Genomic DNA, 17,250 nt, shown 5'->3' on the forward strand with positions numbered 1-17,250 from the left:
GCGCTGGAGGCGTTCGAGCCGGCGAGAGCGTCCTAGGCGGGCGAAGCTTTGAAAATCAATCAATCAACAATCAAAGCGGCTGCCATCCGCAGTGCTGGCAGCGTCTCTAAATTAGACGGCAAATAGATAGCCGAGCCGTCGCACAGTGCGAACACCTGCCATTGCAAACAGTGGGGAACTTTAAAGGGAACAAAATCACGCGTCCACAAAAAAACCCCGTTTTTCAGGGGCTTAAATGTGTATCTGGCGGAGAGAGAGGGATTCGAACCCTCGATAAGGCTTTTGACCCTATACTCCCTTAGCAGGGGAGCCCCTTCGGCCACTCGGGCATCTCTCCGGGGTTTTCTTCGCATTGCTGCGGAGCCGGCAAGGATACCGACCGGCGCGGTCGAGGTAAAGCCTCAATTCACCGGATCAATGCTCAGCGGACTCATCAGGTGTGCTGCCGGCGTCGTGTTCGCCCTTGATCCGCTGATAGATCTCTTCGCGATGGACGGCCACGGTTTTCGGTGCATTGATGCCGATGCGCACCTGATTGCCTTTCACGCCAAGAACGGTAACGGTCACCTCGTCGCCGATCATCAGGGTTTCACCGACCCTGCGGGTCAGAATCAACATGATTGCTACTCCATAGTGCTGTTGGTCACAGGCCTGCGAATCGACGGTGCCTCACCCCTGAGCGCCCGCCTGTCCACAGTTCGACGATTGATCCGCCGAAGGCCCTACCGCCTTCCCGGCTCACAGCCAAAACACTCCTGAGCGTCCTGACTGGCGACACCACCGTTACCGATCGCGCCGACACTGGACCGATAGTAACTGAGCCGGAATCTCCTGCGCAATGCACCGCCAGCATGGCGGACGGTGCGTTCAGCTCGGCTGCTTGTCGCCTATTGGGCCGCGACCCAACTCGGCAGTGCGGCAAGGATGGCCGGCAAATTCGGAGTGTCGGTGCCGCCCCCTTGGGCCATGTCCGGTCGGCCACCACCCTTGCCGTCGATCTGGCTGGCGACGTGGGCCACCACGTTGCCCGCCTTGACCCGCTCCAGCGCCCTGCCGTGCACGCCGGCGATCAGCGCGACGCGGCCCTCGGCCGCGCCGGCCAGCAGCACCACGCAGTCACCGAGCTGCTGTTTGAGCTGGTCCACGCTGTCACGCAACGACTTCGCGTCGAGCCCTTCCAGCCGCGCAGCCACCACCTTGATGCCACCGACATCCTTTGCGGCTCCGGCCAGGTCGGCGGTGGCCGAACCTGCCGCCTTGCTGCGCAGCGATTCCAGCTCGCGCTCGAGCTTCTTCTGGCGGTCGAACAGCTGGCGCAGCTTCTCCACCGCCTCGTCGCCGCTGCTGGAAAGCAGCTGCGCGAACTCGGCCAGGCGACGCTCCTCGTCGACCACCCAGGCCAGCGCGCCGGCGCCGGTGACCGCCTCGATGCGGCGCACGCCGGAAGCCACGCCGGCCTCGCTGACGATCTTGAACAGGCCGATGTCGCCGGTGCGCCCCACGTGGGTGCCGCCGCACAATTCGGTGGAGAAGTCACCCATCTTCAGCACGCGCACTTCGTCGCCGTACTTCTCGCCGAACAGCGCCATCGCGCCGAATTCGATCGCCTGGTCGTAACTCATGTTGTGCACCTCGGCCGCCGCGTTGCGGCGTACCTCGGCATTCACCATGGCCTCGACCCGTGCTACCTCGTCGTGGCTCATCGGCTTGTGATGCGAGAAATCGAAACGCAGCCGTTCCGGCGCCACCAGCGAGCCCTTCTGCGCGACGTGCGTGCCTAGCACCTGGCGCAGCGCCGCATGCAGCAGATGAGTGGCTGAATGGTTGAGCACGATCGCCTGGCGGCGCGACGCATCCACCCGCGCCTCGACCGTGTCGCCGGTACGCAGCGGCTGCCCGCCATGCCAGCGGCCGGCGTGGCCGAAGAACACGCCACCCATCTTCAGCGTATCGGCAACCTCGAAGCAACCAGCCGCATTGGACAGCGTGCCGGTGTCGCCGACCTGTCCACCGGACTCGGCGTAGAACGGCGTGCGGTCGAGGATCAGCAAGCCCTCCTCGCCTTCGCCCAGCTGATCGACCTGCTTGCCGCCGCGCACGATGCCGAGCACCTTGCTGCCTTCACTCTGCAGCGCCTCGTAACCAAGGAAAATCGTGGGCTTGAGCTGGCTGGCCAGCTCGGCCGGCATCTGCCCCTTGGCCTCAAACTTGCCGGCGGCGCGAGCACGCTCTCGCTGTTCATTCATCGCCTGCTCGAAACCGGCCATGTCGACCTCCAGCCCGCGCTCGCGCGCGATATCGGCGGTGAGGTCGACCGGGAAACCGTAGGTGTCGTAGAGGCGGAACGCGTCGACGCCGGGAATGGTTTTCCCCGACTTCGTCGCCCGGCTCTTATTGGCGATGTCGTCGAACAGGCGCATGCCGTGTTCCAGCGTCTCGCCGAAACGATGCTCCTCGGTGCGCAGCGCGTCCTCGACGAATGCCTGCTTCGCCGGCAACTCGGGGTAGGCCTCGCCCATTTCCTCGACCAGCGGCTGCACCATCTTCCAGAAGAAGTCGCCGCGCACGCCGAGCATCCAGCCGTGGCGCAGGGCGCGGCGGATGATCCGGCGCAGCACGTAGCCGCGGCCTTCGTTGGACGGCAGCACGCCGTCGACGATCAGGAAGGAGCAGGCGCGGATGTGGTCGGCGATCACGCGCAGCGACTTGTTGCCCAGGTCCTTCGTGCCGGTCAGCTCGCCGGCGACGCGGATCAGGTGTGCGAACAGGTCGATCTCGTAGTTCGAATGCTTGTGCTGCAGCACCGCGGCAAGGCGCTCCAGGCCCATGCCGGTGTCCACGCACGGCGCCGGCAACGGGCTCAGCGTGCCGTCGGGCGCGCGGTCGAACTGCATGAAAACCAGGTTCCAGATCTCGATGTAGCGGTCGCCGTCCTCGTCCGGCGAGCCGGGCGGGCCGCCGGCGATCGCCGCGCCGTGGTCGTAGAAGATCTCGGTGCACGGGCCGCACGGGCCGGTGTCGGCCATCTGCCAAAAATTGTCGGATGCATATGGCGCGCCCTTGTTGTCGCCGATGCGCACAATGCGTTCGGCCGGCACGCCAACCTGCTTGTTCCAGATGTCGAACGCTTCGTCGTCGGTGTGGTAGACGGTCACCCACAGCTTGTCCGCCGGCAGCTTGAAGACTTGCGTCAGCAACTCCCACGCATAGGCGATCGCGTCGCGCTTGAAGTAGTCGCCGAACGACCAGTTGCCCAGCATCTCGAAGAAGGTGTGGTGGCGCGCGGTATAGCCCACGGCGTCCAGGTCGTTATGCTTGCCGCCGGCGCGCAGGCAGCGCTGCACGTCGGCCGCGCGCACGTAGGACAGTTTCTCGCTGCCCAGGAACACGTTCTTGAACTGCACCATGCCCGAGTTGGTGAACAGCAGGGTCGGGTCGCTGGCCGGCACCAGCGAGCTGGACGGCACGATGGTGTGGCCCTTGGAGCGGAAGTAGTCGAGGAAGGCGGAGCGGATGTCGGAGGTTTTCATGCGGATCAAAGGTGGCAGGCGATAAAGGCCACGCCGCGGCCAGGCCGCCCGACCCGTCAACCCATCATCTGCGGATGACGGATTTCAGGAAATATCGTCGGCTTCGTCCACATCGGCGTGGGTAACACTTCGTACTGTGGCGGCGGCAAAGCCGCGGCGCAAGAGGAATTGCGCCCGCCGGGTACGCTCGGCGGGGTCCGCCGTACCCGCGCCACCGTAGCGGCGACGCAGCTGGGCGGCGGCCGAAGCGACCCAGTCGACCTCGGCCGCGTCCAGCAGCTCGCGGATACGCGCGTCGGCCAGGCCGTGGCTTTTCAGCTCCACACGCAGACGCAACGGGCCGTAACCCTGGGCGATCCGGCTGCGCAGCAGCACCTCGGCGAAGCGGTCGTCGTCCTGGTAGTGCTGCTCGCCGAGCCGCTCCAGCGCGTCGGTCGCTTCGCCGCCCTCGTAACCGCCCTGGCGCAGCTTGGTCTTCAGCTCTTTGCGCGAGTGCTCGCGGCGCGCCAGCAGGCCCAGCGCCTTGTCGTACGCGCTGCGCTTCGGCCTGGCCGGATCGTCCTTGCCTGGCGGGCGCTTCATGGCCACGTAAACGGACATGGCCCGGGCGAGCCGGGCCATGTCTTCCGCTGGGGAACACCAATCGATCACCGCTCAGACTTCCTCGAGCGCCTCTTCCGGCGCGGCGGGGGCCGGCTTGCCGACCGGTACCAGCAGGCGCTCGCGCAGCTGCTTGTCGATCTCGTTGGCGATCGCCGGGTTGTCGCGCAGGAACTGGCGCACGTTCTCCTTGCCCTGGCCGATGCGGTCGCCGTTGTAGCTGTACCAGGCGCCGGATTTGTCGATCAGATTCTGCGCCACGCCCAGCTCGATGATCTCGCCCTCGCGCGAGGTGCCCTCGCCGTACAGGATCTCGAACTCGCACTGGCGGAACGGCGGCGCCACCTTGTTCTTGACCACCTTGACGCGGGTTTCCGAACCGATGATCTCCTCGCCCTTCTTCACCGCGCCGATGCGGCGGATGTCCAGGCGCACCGAGGCGTAGAACTTCAGCGCGTTGCCGCCGGTGGTGGTCTCGGGGCTGCCGAACATCACGCCGATCTTCATGCGGATCTGGTTGATGAAGATCACCAGGCAGCCGGATTTCTTGATGTTGGCGGTGAGCTTGCGCAGCGCCTGGCTCATCAGGCGGGCGTGCAGGCCGACGTGGGAGTCGCCCATCTCGCCCTCGATCTCGGCCTTCGGAGTCAGCGCGGCCACCGAGTCGACCACCACCATGTCCACCGCGCCCGAGCGCACCAGCATGTCGGCGATTTCCAGCGCCTGCTCGCCGGTATCCGGCTGCGATACCAGCAGGTCGTCGACCTTGACGCCGAGCTTTTCGGCGTAAGTGGGATCGAGCGCATGCTCGGCGTCGATGAATGCGGCGGTGCCGCCGGCGCGCTGGCAGCTGGCGATCGCCTGCAGCGTCATGGTGGTCTTGCCGGACGATTCCGGGCCGTAGATCTCGACCACGCGGCCGCGCGGCAGGCCGCCGACGCCGAGCGCGATGTCCAGCCCCAGCGAGCCGGTGGAGATCGTCTCGATCGCCTCGTTGACGCGGTCGCCCATGCGCATGACCGCGCCCTTGCCGAACTGCTTTTCGATCTGGCCGAGGGCGGAGGTGAGCGCCTTGCGCTTGTTGTCATCCATCGTCTTGTGTTCCGGTTGGGCTGTGATTGGGGGGCATGATGCCCGGATCGGATCTCACGGGCTGCGATCAGGTCGGATCGCCGGCGGCCGGGCCAGTATCCCACATCGGTCAAGCCGGTCTGGCGGGCGATTGCGCGTCACTCCGTCAGCGTTTTGCGCAAGCCGATGAGCGCCGCCGCCACGGTCTGCCGCCGCACCGCCTCGCGGTCGCCGGGAAAGTGGAACAGTTGTGCGTGGCCGTAGCCGCCGCGGCGTTTCCAGCCGATCCACACCGTGCCGACCGGCTTGTCCGGGGTACCGCCGGACGGCCCGGCGATGCCGGTGACCGCCACCGCCACGCCGGCGCCGAAGCGCGCCAGCGCGCCGGATACCATCTCCAGCACGGTTTCCTCGCTGACCGCGCCGGTGTGCTCCAGCGTACGCGGGTTGACCCCGAGCAGCGCCTCCTTTGCCTCGTAGCTGTAGGTCACCACGCCGGCGTCGAACCAGGCCGAGCTGCCCGGCAGGTCGGTCAGCGTCTTGGCAATCCAGCCGCCGCTGCAGGATTCGGCCGTCACCAGCATCAGCCGACAACGTTGCACCTCGCTGGCCACCTCGCCGGCCAGTGCCAGCAACTCGGCATCGGTAGGAACAGACGACGACTCCATGCGAGACTCCCGGACTTGGACGAAACTGTGCGCCACGCGCAGAGGCACCGTTCTACCCGTTCCGCGCGACCACGCCAAGACTTGCATTGCATGAGCCAAGACGATCTCACCAAGCACACCCCGTTCATGCGCCAGTACCTGTCGGCCAAGGCCGCGCACCCGGACGTGCTGCTGTTCTTCCGCATGGGCGATTTCTACGAGCTGTTCTACGACGACGCCCGCAAGGCAGCGCGGCTGCTCGACATCACGCTGACCCAGCGCGGGCAGTCGGGCGGCGCGCCAATCCCGATGGCCGGGGTGCCGTATCACGCGGCGGAAAATTATCTGGCGCGGCTGGTGCGCCTCGGCGAATCGGTGGCGATCTGCGAACAGATGGGCGACCCGGCGCTGGCCAAGGGCATCGTCGAGCGCAAGGTGGTGCGCGTGGTCACGCCCGGCACGGTGACCGACGCCGCGCTGCTGGAGGAACGCCGCGACAACCTGCTGCTGGCGATCGCCACCGGTGCGCACGGCGCCTACGGGCTGGCCTGGGTCGACCTGTCCAGCGGCCGTTTCCTGCTCAGCGAAGTGCCCAACGCCGAGGCGCTGGCCGCCGAGCTGGCGCGGCTGCAGCCGGCCGAGACCCTGGTCGGCGAGGACGTGGCGTGGCCGAAACTGGTCAGTGCCCTGCCCGGCCTGCGCAAGCGCCCGCCGTGGCACTTCGACGGCGATGCCGCAAAACGCGGGTTGAACCGCTTCTTCGGCACCCGCGACCTCGGCGGCTTCGGCGTGGACAAGCTGCCGCTGGCGGTCGCTGCCGCCGGTTGCCTGCTCGGCTACGTCGAGGAAACCCAGAAAAGCGCGCTGCCGCACCTCACCGGCATGGCGGTGGAAAGCGCCAGCGAGACGATCGCGCTGGACGCGGCCACCCGCCGCAACCTGGAACTGGACACCCACCCCAGCGGCCGCACCGAACATACCCTGCTCGGCGTGCTCGACGAGACGGTGACGCCGATGGGCGCGCGAGCGTTGCGGCGCTGGCTGACCCGGCCACTGCGCTCGCGCGAGGTGCTGCGCCAGCGCCACCAGGCGATCGGCATGCTGATCGACGGCCGCCGCGGCGAGATGCTGCGCGAAACGCTGCGCGGCATCGGCGACCTGGAGCGCATTCTCGCCCGCGTCGCGCTACGCTCGGCGCGGCCGCGCGACCTGTCTACGCTCAGGGACGGCCTGCTGGCCGCCCCTGAGCTCACTCGTGCGCTCGTCCCTGATCGCGAAAATCAAGAAGCGGGAGTTGCCAGTGCGATCATCCCTGATCGCGGAAATCAAAAAGCGGCCATCCATGGCCGCACTCTTCAAGAAAGCCTCGGCCCATTGCTGCACGCACTGGTCGAACGCATCGGCAACCACGCGGATACGGCGGCCTTGCTCGCCCGTGCCGTGGTCGAACAGCCGCCGGTGCTGCAGCGCGACGGCGGCGTGATCGCCGACGGCTACGACGCCGAACTCGACGAACTGCGCCGGCTGTCCACCCACGCCGACCAGTTCCTGGTCGAGCTGGAGGAACGCGAGAAAGCCGCCAGCGGCATCACCACGCTGAAGGTCGGCTACAACCGCGTGCACGGCTACTACATCGAGATCACCCGCGCGCAGTCGGACAAGGCGCCCACGCATTACACGCGCCGGCAGACCACGAAGAACGCCGAGCGCTACATCACCGAGGAACTGAAGGCGTTCGAGGACAAGGTGCTGTCGGCGAAGGAGCGCTCGCTGATGCGCGAGCGCGCGCTGTATGAGGCGCTGCTGGACACGCTGACCGAGAAACTCGAACCGCTCAGAACCGCTGCTGCCGCGATGGCCGAGCTGGACGTGCTGGCCACCCTGGCCGAGCGCGCCGAGGCGCTCGACTGGAACGCCCCGCAACTCACCGACGAGCCCGGCATCGCGATCGAGCGCGGCCGCCATCCAGTGGTCGAGAAAGTCCGTGACGAGCCGTTCGAGCCGAACGACCTGAAGCTCGACGACACCCGCCGCATGCTGGTGATCACCGGCCCGAACATGGGTGGCAAGTCCACCTACATGCGCCAGAACGCGCTGATCGTGCTGCTCGCGCACATCGGCAGCTACGTACCGGCGTCGCGCGCCGTGATCGGCCCGATCGACCGCATCTTCACCCGCATCGGCGCCGGCGACGACCTCTCGCGCGGCCAGTCCACCTTCATGGTGGAAATGAGCGAGACGGCCAACATCCTGCACAACGCCACCGCCGACAGCCTGGTGCTGATGGACGAGGTCGGCCGCGGCACCAGCACCTACGACGGCCTGTCGCTGGCCCGCGCCGCCGCCGTGCATCTGGCGCGCCACAGCCGTGCCTACACGCTGTTTGCCACCCACTACTTCGAGCTCACCGAACTGGCCAACGAGTTCGCGGCGATCGCCAACGTGCATCTGGACGCCGTGGAATATCACGACAAGAAGCAGGGCGAGCAGCTTGTGTTCATGCACGCGGTGAAGGAAGGCCCGGCGAACCGCAGCTTCGGCCTGCAGGTGGCCGCGCTGGCCGGCCTGCCGAAATCGGTGATCGCCGACGCCAAACGCACCCTGGCCGAACTCGAGCGCGGCATGCACCTGCACGCCAGCACGCCCGCGCCGGCCGCCGAGTCCTCGCCGCAACTGGGCCTGTTCGCCCCCGCGCAGCCTTCCGCCGCCGAGCGGATGCTGGAAGCGATCGACCCGGATGCGCTGAGCCCGCGCGAAGCGCTGGAACTGCTGTACCGCCTGAAACGATCGGGCTGACTCCGCCGGCGTGCAACGCCGCCGGCCACCACCTTGCGCTCACGCCTCCTCGGCGATGCTGGCCTGCCAAGTGAGGCAGCAGCCATCCATCCATAGCCATGGACTATCGTCCACATCGGAACATTCGAATTCCATTGATCGTCATGCCTGCGTAGTTTGGCCGAACACCCAAGTCCCTCCAGGAGCCCACCATGAGCCAGGACCGCAAGACGCTGACCACCGACGCCGGTGCACCGCTGGCCGACAACCAGAACAGCCTCACCGCCGGCCCGCGCGGCCCGCTGCTGGTGCAGGACGTGGCGCTGTTCGAGAAACACGCGCACTTCAACCGCGAGCGCATCCCCGAGCGCGTGGTCCATGCCAAGGCCTCGGCCGCGTTCGGCACGCTGACGATCACCCACGACATCACGAAGTACACCCGCGCCAAGGTATTCAAACCAGGTGCGCAAACGCCGATGCTGGCGCGCTTCTCCACCGTGGCCGGCGAGCGCGGCGCGGCCGACGCCGAGCGCGACGTGCGCGGCTTCGCGCTGAAGTTCTACACGGACGAAGGCAACTGGGACCTGGTCGGCAACAACACGCCGGTGTTCTTCATCCGCGACCCGTACAAGTTCCCCGACTTCATCCACACGCAGAAGCGCGACCCGCGCACCAACCTGCGCAGCCCCACCGCGATGTGGGACTACTGGTCGCTGTCGCCCGAGTCGCTGCACCAGGTCACCACGCTGATGAGCGACCGCGGCATCCCGGCCACGCTGCGCCATATGCACGGCTTCGGCAGCCACACTTACAGTTTCTGGAACGAGGCCGGCGAGCGCTACTGGGTGAAATTCCATTTCAAGACCCGGCAAGGCATCAAGAACCTCACCCATGCCGAAGCGGCGACGCTGATCGGCAACGACCGCGAATCGCACCAGCGCGACCTGTACCAGGCGATCGAGCGCAAGGATTTCCCGCAGTGGACGCTGTACGTGCAGATCATGCCCGAGGCCGATGCGGAGAATACCTGGTACAACCCGTTCGACCTGACCAAGGTGTGGCCGCACAAGGACTATCCGCTGATCGAGGTCGGCGTGATGGAACTGAACCGCAACCCGGACAACTACTTCGCCCAGGTCGAGCAGTCCAGCTTCTCGCCGGCCAACGTGGTGCCCGGCATCGGCTTCTCGCCGGACAAGGTGCTGCAGTTCCGCCTGTTCTCCTACGCCGACGCGGCGCGCTACCGGCTCGGCGCGAACCACGACCAGCTGCCGGTGAACCAGCCGCGCTGCCCGGTGCACAACTACGCCCGCGACGGGTCGATGCGCCATGGCGACAACGGCGGCGGCAGCGTGAACTACGAGCCGAACTCGTTCGGCGGCCCGGTCGAGGATCCGTCGGTGAAGGAGCCGCCGCTGCGGATCTCCGGCGACGCCGATCGCTACGACCACCGCGCCGGCAACGACGACTACCGGCAACCCGGCGATCTGTTCCGCCTGATGAGCGAGCAGCAGCAACAGCAGCTGTTCGACAACATCGCTGCGGCGATGCAGGGCGTGCCGGAGAACATCATCCGTCGCCAACTCGGCCATTTCGCCAAGGCCGATCCGGCCTACGCGGCGGGCGTGGCCAGGGCGCTGGGCATGACGCTCTGAGGCAGGCGCTCAGCCGATGCCGTGAACCACCTGCAGCGGGGCCACGCCGGCCAGGGGTGGCGCGACCTCGGCATCGGGCATTGCGATGTCGGGAATGTCGGCCAGCTCGTCGGCCGACAGTTCCGCGGCCAGCGCCGGCAGCGCCTCGACGGGTACCGGCGCCGAAGGCAGCCGGCCGTCCAGACGTCCGGAGCCTACTAGCTGGCCGATACGCAGGTAGACCTCGTCGCGGTCGAAGGGCTTCTGCATGAAGTCGTCGGCGCCGAAGCGTTGCACGTAGAACTGCTCGGTCGCCTGCGGGTTGCCGCTGATCATCACGATCGGGATGTCGCGGGTCAGCGGGTCGTGGCGCAGCGCGCGCAGCACCGCGAACCCGTTCATCCCCGGCATCACGATGTCCAGGAAGATCAGCGCCGGCCGTTCGCTGCGGGCCAGCTCGATCGCCTCCTTGCCGTCGGTGGCCTTGAGCACGGCGTAGCCGTCCTGACGCAGCATCTTGCCGAGCACGGCGCAGATCGTGGGCGAGTCGTCCACCACCAGCATGCGCGCGCCCAGCGCGGCCTGCGGCTCCACGCAATGTTCGGCAGCCGCCTGGCTACCCAGCAGGCGCTTGAAGAAACCGAAGCCATTCATCAGTGCATGTCCGTCCATGCGAGCCCCCGGGCTTGTCGGTCGGCGGCGCCAACCCTTTGGATTGGCATGGATATTCCCGCAGATCCGGCCGACATTCTGCGATGCACTGCTCAGCGCCTGTCTCTGAGCCGTCGCAATTCGCGCCGCGCCTGCTTGTCCGGGCGCTTCGGCGGACCGCTTGCACCGACCAGGCGGTGCTGCTCGCGCACCGCCTCCCGTGCGACGCGACTGGCTTCGGTCTCAGCGTACAGCGCCTGCGCCACGCTGGCCGGGCCACGCCGCTCGGACAGCGCCAGCACGCCGACCTCCAGCCGCTCCTCGCCGCGGCTGATCCTCAGCCGGTCGCCGGCGTGCAGGGTCTTCGCCGGCTTGCAGCCGGCGCCGTTGACGTCGATGCGGCCGCCGTCGATCGCCTGCCTGGCGAGACTGCGGGTCTTGAAGAAGCGCGCGGCCCACAGCCACACGTCGACGCGCACGCCATTCGTCGGAGGGGCGGAAACTTGGCTCATCGCGCGGATTATCGCGCGATCGCGCGCCGTTCAGTCCTGCCCGGCAGGTGGCATCACCATGTCGTGCGGGTCCGGCATCGCGATGTCCGGAATGGCGGCGTGCTCGGCCGCGCTGGGTTCGGGCTCGGCCGGGATCCTTTCCGTCTCCGCCCGCTGGCGCACCACCAGGCGCCCGCTGCGCGTGAGGTTGTCGATGCGCGCGAATACTTCGCTGCGGCCGAACGGCTTCTTCATGAAATCGTCGGCGCCGAAACGCTGCACGTAGAACTGCTCGGTCGCCTGCAGGTTGCCGCTGATCATCACGATCGGAATGTCGCGGGTCAGCAGGTCGTGGCGCAAGGCGCGCAGGACCGCGAAGCCGCTCATGCCGGGCATCACGATGTCGAGGAAGACCAGGTCGGGGCGTTCGGTGCGCGCGATCTCCAGCGCGCTTTCGCCATCGGCCGCCTTCAGCACCACGTGACGGTTCTGCGCCAGCATCTTGCCGAGTACCGCGCGGATGGTCGGCGAGTCGTCCACCACCAGGATGCAGGCTTCCTTCGGCTCGCCGCTGCGCGGCGCCGCGCGGCGCTCGCCGTGATCGCCGAACATGCGCTTGATCAGTTCGAAACCTGCCATGACACGAGCTCCCCCCGCCCATGAGACTGCGCTAGTCTCGGTGCAGCGGGTGCCCGGTGCAAGGGTTCCTAGCCGCCCAGCAGCCAGTTGCCCAGCGGGACGGTAAGCAACGACAGCACGATGCCGGCACCCAGCACGGTATTGGCCAGCGCCGGCTCCAGGCCGTACTCGTCGGCCAGGATCGTCGCCGATACCATCGGCGCCATCGCCGCCTGCAGCACGCCGACGGTCAGCACCAGCCCGTCGACACCGGTGGCGGTGCCCAGCGCCCAGCACAGCAGCGGCGCCAGCAGCAGCTTCCAGCCCAGCCCCCAGCCCGCTGCGCCGAGTTGCCGCTGGCCCGGATGGAACTTGAACTGCAGGCCGACCGAGAACAGCGCCAGCGGCGTCAGCGTGGCGCCGATCGGCGCGAACACGCCATCCAGCAGCGCGGGCCAGCCACCGCACAAGCCGGCGACGATGCCCACCACTAGCGCGATGAACGCCGGAAACGTGACGATGCGCCGGACGATCAGGCGTAGCTGCAGCGTGCGCCCCGAATAGACCGAAGCCACCACGATGCCGGCCGAGGCCAGCACCGGAAACGCCCCGATCTGATCGGCCACCACCGCCAGCGCCAGGCCCGCCTTGCCGTGCAGGGCCTCGATCATCGGATAGCCCATGTACGCCGTATTGCCCAGCCCGCAGACCAGGATCAACGCCCCCGTGCGCTGCCGCGACCAGCCCAGCCGCGGCCCGAGCAGGCCGAACAGCAGCCACGCGCCGCCGAAGGTGAGCCACATCGCCGCCACCGGAAACCACAGCTGCGGATCGAACTTCAGCTTCGGGATCAGTTCCAGCACCAGCGCCGGCAGCGCCACGTTGAGCACCCACCAGTTGATGCCCGGCACGATCCCCGCCGGTGATTTCGCATAACGCGCCACCAGGGCACCGAGGATCAGGCAGACGAACAGCAGCAACATCGCGCTCATGGAACGGGGCACCGCGGGGAAAGTCGGCCATTATAGGGACGGCATCTCGCATGCCGGCGGCGGCTGGACGCGAGGCCTGCTCCTTTCGGGGATAATCCACGGCCTGCCCTGCCTGCGGACGCCCCGCCATTCCATGAACGACCCGCTCCACCTTGCCCACGGGCTGGCCGGCGACAACACGCCGCCGGACTGGCCGCCACTGGCCATCGTCGAGGTCGAGGCACTGCTGCGCAGCTACCCGCCACTCGGCGCGCCGACCGGTATCGCCTGGCACAGCCCACGCCCGCTGTCCGCGGCGTGCCTGGTCGAGACGGCGCACGCCACCGTCTTCGTCAAGCGCCATCACCGCCGCGTGCGCTCGGCCGCCACGCTCGCCGAGGAGCATCGCTTCATCGCACACCTGCGCGACCGTGGCATGCCGCTCCCGGCGGTGTTGCGCGATGCGCACGGACAAACCGCGGTGGCATCCGGCGACTGGGTTTACGAGGTGCACGAACAGGCCGCCGGCATCGACCTGTACCGCGAAGCGATCTCGTGGGAACCGCTGCCGGATCTCGACCATGCCCACACCGCCGGCCGCATGCTGGCCACGTTGCACGACGCCGCCGCGGACTACCGCGCGCCCCAGCGCGACACCCACATCCTGGTCGCGCGCAGCGAGCTGATCGCCGCGCCCGATCCCGTCGCCGCGCTGCGCGCGCAGCTGCCGCAGCGCGCGGGCCTGGCCGACTACCTGCGCGATCGCGACTGGCCGCGCGACTTCGCCGAACTGCTCGCTCCGTGGCACGCCGCCGCCCAGCCACGACTGGCGCAGCAGGCGCCACTGTGGACGCACGGCGACTGGCACGTCTCCAACCTGTGCTGGAGTGACGGCGGCAGCGACGCGCGGATCAGCGCCGTGCTCGATTTCGGCCTCGCCGCCGCCAACGTCGCGCTGTTCGACCTCGCCACCGCGATCGAGCGCAACGCGATCGCCTGGCTCGCGCTCGACAGCGGCCTTGATGCCGCCCATCCCGACATCGCCCGTGCGCTGATCGAGGGCTATCGCCGGCAACGCCCGCTGGGCGCGGCCGAACTGCACCTGCTGGCCGACCTGCTGCCGCTGGTGCATGTGGATTTCGCCTTGTCCGAGGTGGAGTACTTCCACGCCATCACGCACTCGCGCGCGAACGCCGACGTGGCCTACGACACCTTCCTGCGCGGCCACGCGGCGTGGTTCCACACGTCGGCCGGGCAAGCCCTGCTGCAGGCCATCCGCGCCGCCGGCTGAGCATGCTGCGGCGAATCGTGGTTCAATAGGCGCTTCTTGAAGCGGGGGTGCCCGGCGTAGCCGGGCTGAGAGAGTCCCTTGGAACCTGACCCGGTTAGTACCGGCGTAGGGAGCTTGCAGATCCGGCATGTCCTCGCGACAGCCGGGTCGCCGTCGCTTCGTCCGTACCCACCGACGACGACGATGACCATGCCACTTTCCCGCACTCCCCTGCTGCTCGCCCTGCTCGCGGCGGTCGCGCCCGCCCACGCCAACGACAGCGCCGACAAGCCGCAAGCGACGCAGCTGGCGCCCGTCCGCGTGGAAGCCGACCGCGCCAAGGGCTACCGCGCCGACAGCTCGCAGATCGACACCTTCGGCAGCTTCGGCAGCGCGCCGCTGCACGACACGCCGGCTTCGATCAGCGTGATCACCCGCGACCAGATCGACGACCGCCAGCCGCGCACGCTGAGCGAGCTGGCCCGTTCCGACGCGGCGCTCGGCGACAACTACGCGCCGGTCGGCTACTACCAGGACATCGCCATCCGCGGCTTCACGCTGGACCTGGCCACCGGCTACCGGCTGAACGACATGACCATCAGCGGCGAGCAGCTGACGCCGCTGGAGGACAAGCAGCGGGTGGAGATCCTCAAGGGCCTGGGCGGACTCGAGGCCGGCGTGGTCGCGCCGGGCGGCCTGGTCAACTACGTCAGCAAGCGCCCCGCCGACGTGCGCAGCGCCACCGTCGGCACCGACTCGCACGGCTCGCGCTACGTCGCGGTGGACGTCGGCGGCTGGCTGTCGCCCGCCTTCGGCGTGCGGGTGAACGCCGCGCACGAGGACATGCATTCCTGGGTCGAGCACGCCGACGGCCGGCGCAACTTCCTCTCGCTGGCGGCGGACTGGAAGATCAGCGCGGACACCACACTGCAGCTTGACACCGACTACCAGACCAGCGGCCAGCGCTCGGTCTCCGGCTACCAGCTGCTGGGCGGCACGGCCCTGCCGCCCCACCCCAGCCGCACCCGCATGCTCGGCTTCGAGCCGTGGCAGCAGCCGGTGGGCATCGCGGCCAGCAACACCACCGCGCGCCTCGACCACCGCTTCGGCGACGCCTGGAGCGTGCAGCTCTCGGCCGGCCACAGCCGCAGCCGGATCAACGACAACGTCGCCTTCGCCTACGGCTGCTTCTATGCGCCGGCCTGCGCCAGCGGCGCCACGCCGGGCTATTTCTTCGCGCCGAACGGCGACTACGACGTCTACGATTTCCGCAGCCCCGGCGACACCCGCGTCAACGACGAGGTGCGCGCCGTGCTCAAGGGCAGCGTCGACACCGGCGCCATCGGCCACGAGATCAGCCTTGGCGCCAGCGCGTTCCGCCGCACCCTCGATCAGCGGCCGTATGTCTACGACTACGTGGGCACGGCCAACATCGACGAGGCCAACCCGCCCTATTTCGCCCCCTCGCCGAGCCAGCCGGGGCCGTCCGCGCGCACGCTGACCAGTTGGCAGCATTCGCTGTTCGCGCTGGACCGCCTGCACCTGGGCGAGCACTGGCAGCTGCTCGGCGGCGGCCGCTTCGTGCGCCTGCACGAACGCGACTATGACGGCAGCGGGCTGCTCCAACGCGATACCCGGTTGAGCAAGTTCCTGCCGCAGACGGCGCTGATGTGGCAGCCGATCGCGCCGCTGACCACCTACCTCAGCTACAGCAAGGGCCTGTCGCTGGGCGCGCAGGCGCCGTACTGGACCTCCAACGGCGGCACCACGCTGGCGCCGATGCTGTCGCGCCAGCTCGAGGCCGGCGTGAAGTACGACTGGAGCGACGCGCTCAGCCTCAATGCCGCGCTGTACCGCATCCGTCAGGCCTACCAGTTCGCGCAACCGGACAGCACCCCTGAAGGCTTCACCTTCGTGCAGCGCGGCAGCGAGGTGCACAGTGGGCTGGAGCTCGGCGCCGCCGGCCGCATCAGCGATGACCTGCGCCTTACTGCCAGCATCAACCTGATCCGTGCCCGCACGCAGGACACCGGCACGCCCGCCTACGAAGGCCACCAGGTCATCAACGTGCCGCGCCTGCGTTCGGCCGTCTATCTGGATTACCGCCTGCCGTTCGCCCCGCAGCTGAGCCTGCTCGGCGGCTGGCGCTACGCCGGCAGCAATCCCGCCACGCCCGAGGGCACGGTCAAGGTGCCGGCCTACCACGTGTTCGACGCCGGACTGCGCTACGAGAGCCGGTGGCGCGACCACGCGCTGACCTGGCGGCTGAACGTCGACAACGTGTTCGACCGCTTCTACTGGCGCGACACCGGCAGCACCGGCGGCGACCGCTACCTGTTCCCGGGTGCGCCGCGGCTGGCCCGGCTCTCGCTGACCGTGGCATTCTGAGCGCCGGCGCATGGTACGGATCGAACTCGCCGCCGCGCTGGTCAGCGCCTGGGCCGTCTGGCTCACCACCCGCCGCCGTCCGTGGTGCTGGCCGGTGGGACTGGTCTCGGTGCTGGTCTACGCGTGGGTGTTCGTCCACGCCAAGCTGTACTCCGATGCGCTGCTGCAGCTGGCCTTCGCGCTGCTGATCGGCTACGGCTGGTGGCGCTGGCTGCAGCACATGGGCGGGGACGGTCGTGTGGAAGTGGCCGCCCTGCCGCGGCGGCAGGCCGTCGCGCACCTGGCGATCGGCGGTCTCGGCGCGCTGGCGCTGGGCGCGTTCATGCACTACCGCACCGACGCCGCGCTGCCCTGGCTGGACGCGGCGCTGACCGCCTTCAGTCTGGTCGCGCAGTGGTGGCAGGCGAAGCGGCACGTCGCTTCGTGGTGGCTGTGGATCGCGGTAGACGTGATCTACGTGGGCGAGTACGTCTACAAGCACCTGCTGATCACCTCGGTGCTGTACGCCGGCTTCGTGCTGCTGGCGGTGCTCGGCCTGCGCGCATGGCGGCGCGTGGCCAGGGCGCCGGCGCCACACCCCCTGGGCGCGTCGCATTGAAGCGGC

General features: G+C 68.3%; 14 protein-coding genes, 1 tRNA gene and 1 riboswitch. Of the genes, 5 read left to right on the top strand and 10 right to left on the bottom strand.

Annotated features, from left to right (window positions below; all coding sequences use genetic code 11):
• Positions 1-244 precede the first annotated feature (244 nt).
• From RHOOR87_RS0107810 to RHOOR87_RS0107835, 6 genes are all read right to left on the bottom strand, one after another.
• A tRNA-Ser gene (locus tag RHOOR87_RS0107810) sits at positions 245-337 on the bottom strand.
• 77 nt (positions 338-414) lie between these two features.
• Complete coding sequence (gene csrA, locus RHOOR87_RS0107815; protein WP_007508001.1) at positions 415-618, bottom strand: carbon storage regulator CsrA; 204 nt, start codon at positions 616-618, stop codon at positions 415-417.
• A gap of 269 nt (positions 619-887) precedes the next feature.
• Positions 888-3,530, bottom strand: coding sequence for an alanine--tRNA ligase (gene alaS / locus RHOOR87_RS0107820; protein WP_027484705.1), 2,643 nt, complete (start codon positions 3,528-3,530; stop codon positions 888-890).
• 84 nt (positions 3,531-3,614) lie between these two features.
• Positions 3,615-4,151: a regulatory protein RecX gene (locus RHOOR87_RS0107825; RefSeq protein ID WP_007507998.1), complete on the bottom strand. Its 537-nt coding sequence runs from the start codon at positions 4,149-4,151 to the stop codon at positions 3,615-3,617.
• A gap of 33 nt (positions 4,152-4,184) precedes the next feature.
• Positions 4,185-5,222, bottom strand: a complete 1,038-nt coding sequence (gene recA, locus RHOOR87_RS0107830; protein ID WP_007507996.1) for a recombinase RecA — start codon at positions 5,220-5,222, stop codon at positions 4,185-4,187.
• Positions 5,223-5,359: 137 nt separating this feature from the next.
• Entirely contained in the window at positions 5,360-5,869 is a 510-nt protein-coding gene (locus RHOOR87_RS0107835) for a CinA family protein (RefSeq protein WP_015448235.1), read from the bottom strand.
• Positions 5,870-5,959: 90 nt separating this feature from the next.
• On the opposite strand from RHOOR87_RS0107835, the gene mutS reads away from it, so the two are divergent.
• Both mutS and RHOOR87_RS0107845 read left to right on the top strand, forming a co-directional pair.
• Entirely contained in the window at positions 5,960-8,644 is a 2,685-nt protein-coding gene (gene mutS / locus RHOOR87_RS0107840; RefSeq protein ID WP_015448236.1) for a DNA mismatch repair protein MutS, read from the top strand.
• Between the two features lie 191 nt (positions 8,645-8,835).
• Positions 8,836-10,278 (top strand): catalase, encoded by a 1,443-nt coding sequence (locus RHOOR87_RS0107845; protein WP_015448237.1) that lies wholly within the window; start codon positions 8,836-8,838, stop codon positions 10,276-10,278.
• Between the two features lie 9 nt (positions 10,279-10,287).
• Here RHOOR87_RS0107845 and RHOOR87_RS0107850 read toward each other — a convergent pair whose 3' ends face one another.
• From RHOOR87_RS0107850 to RHOOR87_RS0107865, 4 genes are all read right to left on the bottom strand, one after another.
• A complete protein-coding gene (locus RHOOR87_RS0107850; protein ID WP_027484706.1) occupies positions 10,288-10,929 on the bottom strand; it encodes a response regulator in 642 nt (213 codons plus the stop codon).
• A gap of 92 nt (positions 10,930-11,021) precedes the next feature.
• Positions 11,022-11,420 carry an RNA-binding S4 domain-containing protein gene (locus RHOOR87_RS0107855; protein ID WP_027484707.1) on the bottom strand — a complete coding sequence of 133 codons (399 nt, stop codon included), beginning with the start codon at positions 11,418-11,420 and terminating at the stop codon, positions 11,022-11,024.
• A 30-nt stretch (positions 11,421-11,450) separates the two neighbouring features.
• The gene (locus RHOOR87_RS0107860; protein WP_015448239.1) at positions 11,451-12,038 is read right to left on the bottom strand and encodes a response regulator; all 588 of its coding nucleotides are present in this window, start codon (positions 12,036-12,038) and stop codon (positions 11,451-11,453) included.
• A 68-nt stretch (positions 12,039-12,106) separates the two neighbouring features.
• On the bottom strand, positions 12,107-13,000 hold the full coding sequence (locus tag RHOOR87_RS0107865; RefSeq protein ID WP_037115198.1) for an AEC family transporter: 894 nt from the start codon (positions 12,998-13,000) through the stop codon (positions 12,107-12,109).
• A gap of 142 nt (positions 13,001-13,142) precedes the next feature.
• Between RHOOR87_RS0107865 and RHOOR87_RS0107870 the strand changes: the two genes are divergently transcribed.
• The 3 genes from RHOOR87_RS0107870 (at position 13,143) to pnuC (ending at position 17,244) form a co-directional block, all read left to right on the top strand.
• A complete protein-coding gene (locus RHOOR87_RS0107870) occupies positions 13,143-14,279 on the top strand; it encodes a phosphotransferase (protein ID WP_027484709.1) in 1,137 nt (378 codons plus the stop codon).
• A 33-nt stretch (positions 14,280-14,312) separates the two neighbouring features.
• A riboswitch (TPP riboswitch) is annotated at positions 14,313-14,408 on the top strand.
• 54 nt (positions 14,409-14,462) lie between these two features.
• Positions 14,463-16,646 (top strand): TonB-dependent siderophore receptor, encoded by a 2,184-nt coding sequence (locus tag RHOOR87_RS0107875; RefSeq protein WP_027484710.1) that lies wholly within the window; start codon positions 14,463-14,465, stop codon positions 16,644-16,646.
• A gap of 10 nt (positions 16,647-16,656) precedes the next feature.
• On the top strand, positions 16,657-17,244 hold the full coding sequence (gene pnuC / locus RHOOR87_RS0107880; protein WP_027484711.1) for a nicotinamide riboside transporter PnuC: 588 nt from the start codon (positions 16,657-16,659) through the stop codon (positions 17,242-17,244).
• The last annotated feature ends 6 nt before the right edge of the window (positions 17,245-17,250 follow it).

The organism is Rhodanobacter sp. OR87 (assembly GCF_000473345.1).
Lineage (GTDB): Bacteria > Pseudomonadota > Gammaproteobacteria > Xanthomonadales > Rhodanobacteraceae > Rhodanobacter > Rhodanobacter denitrificans.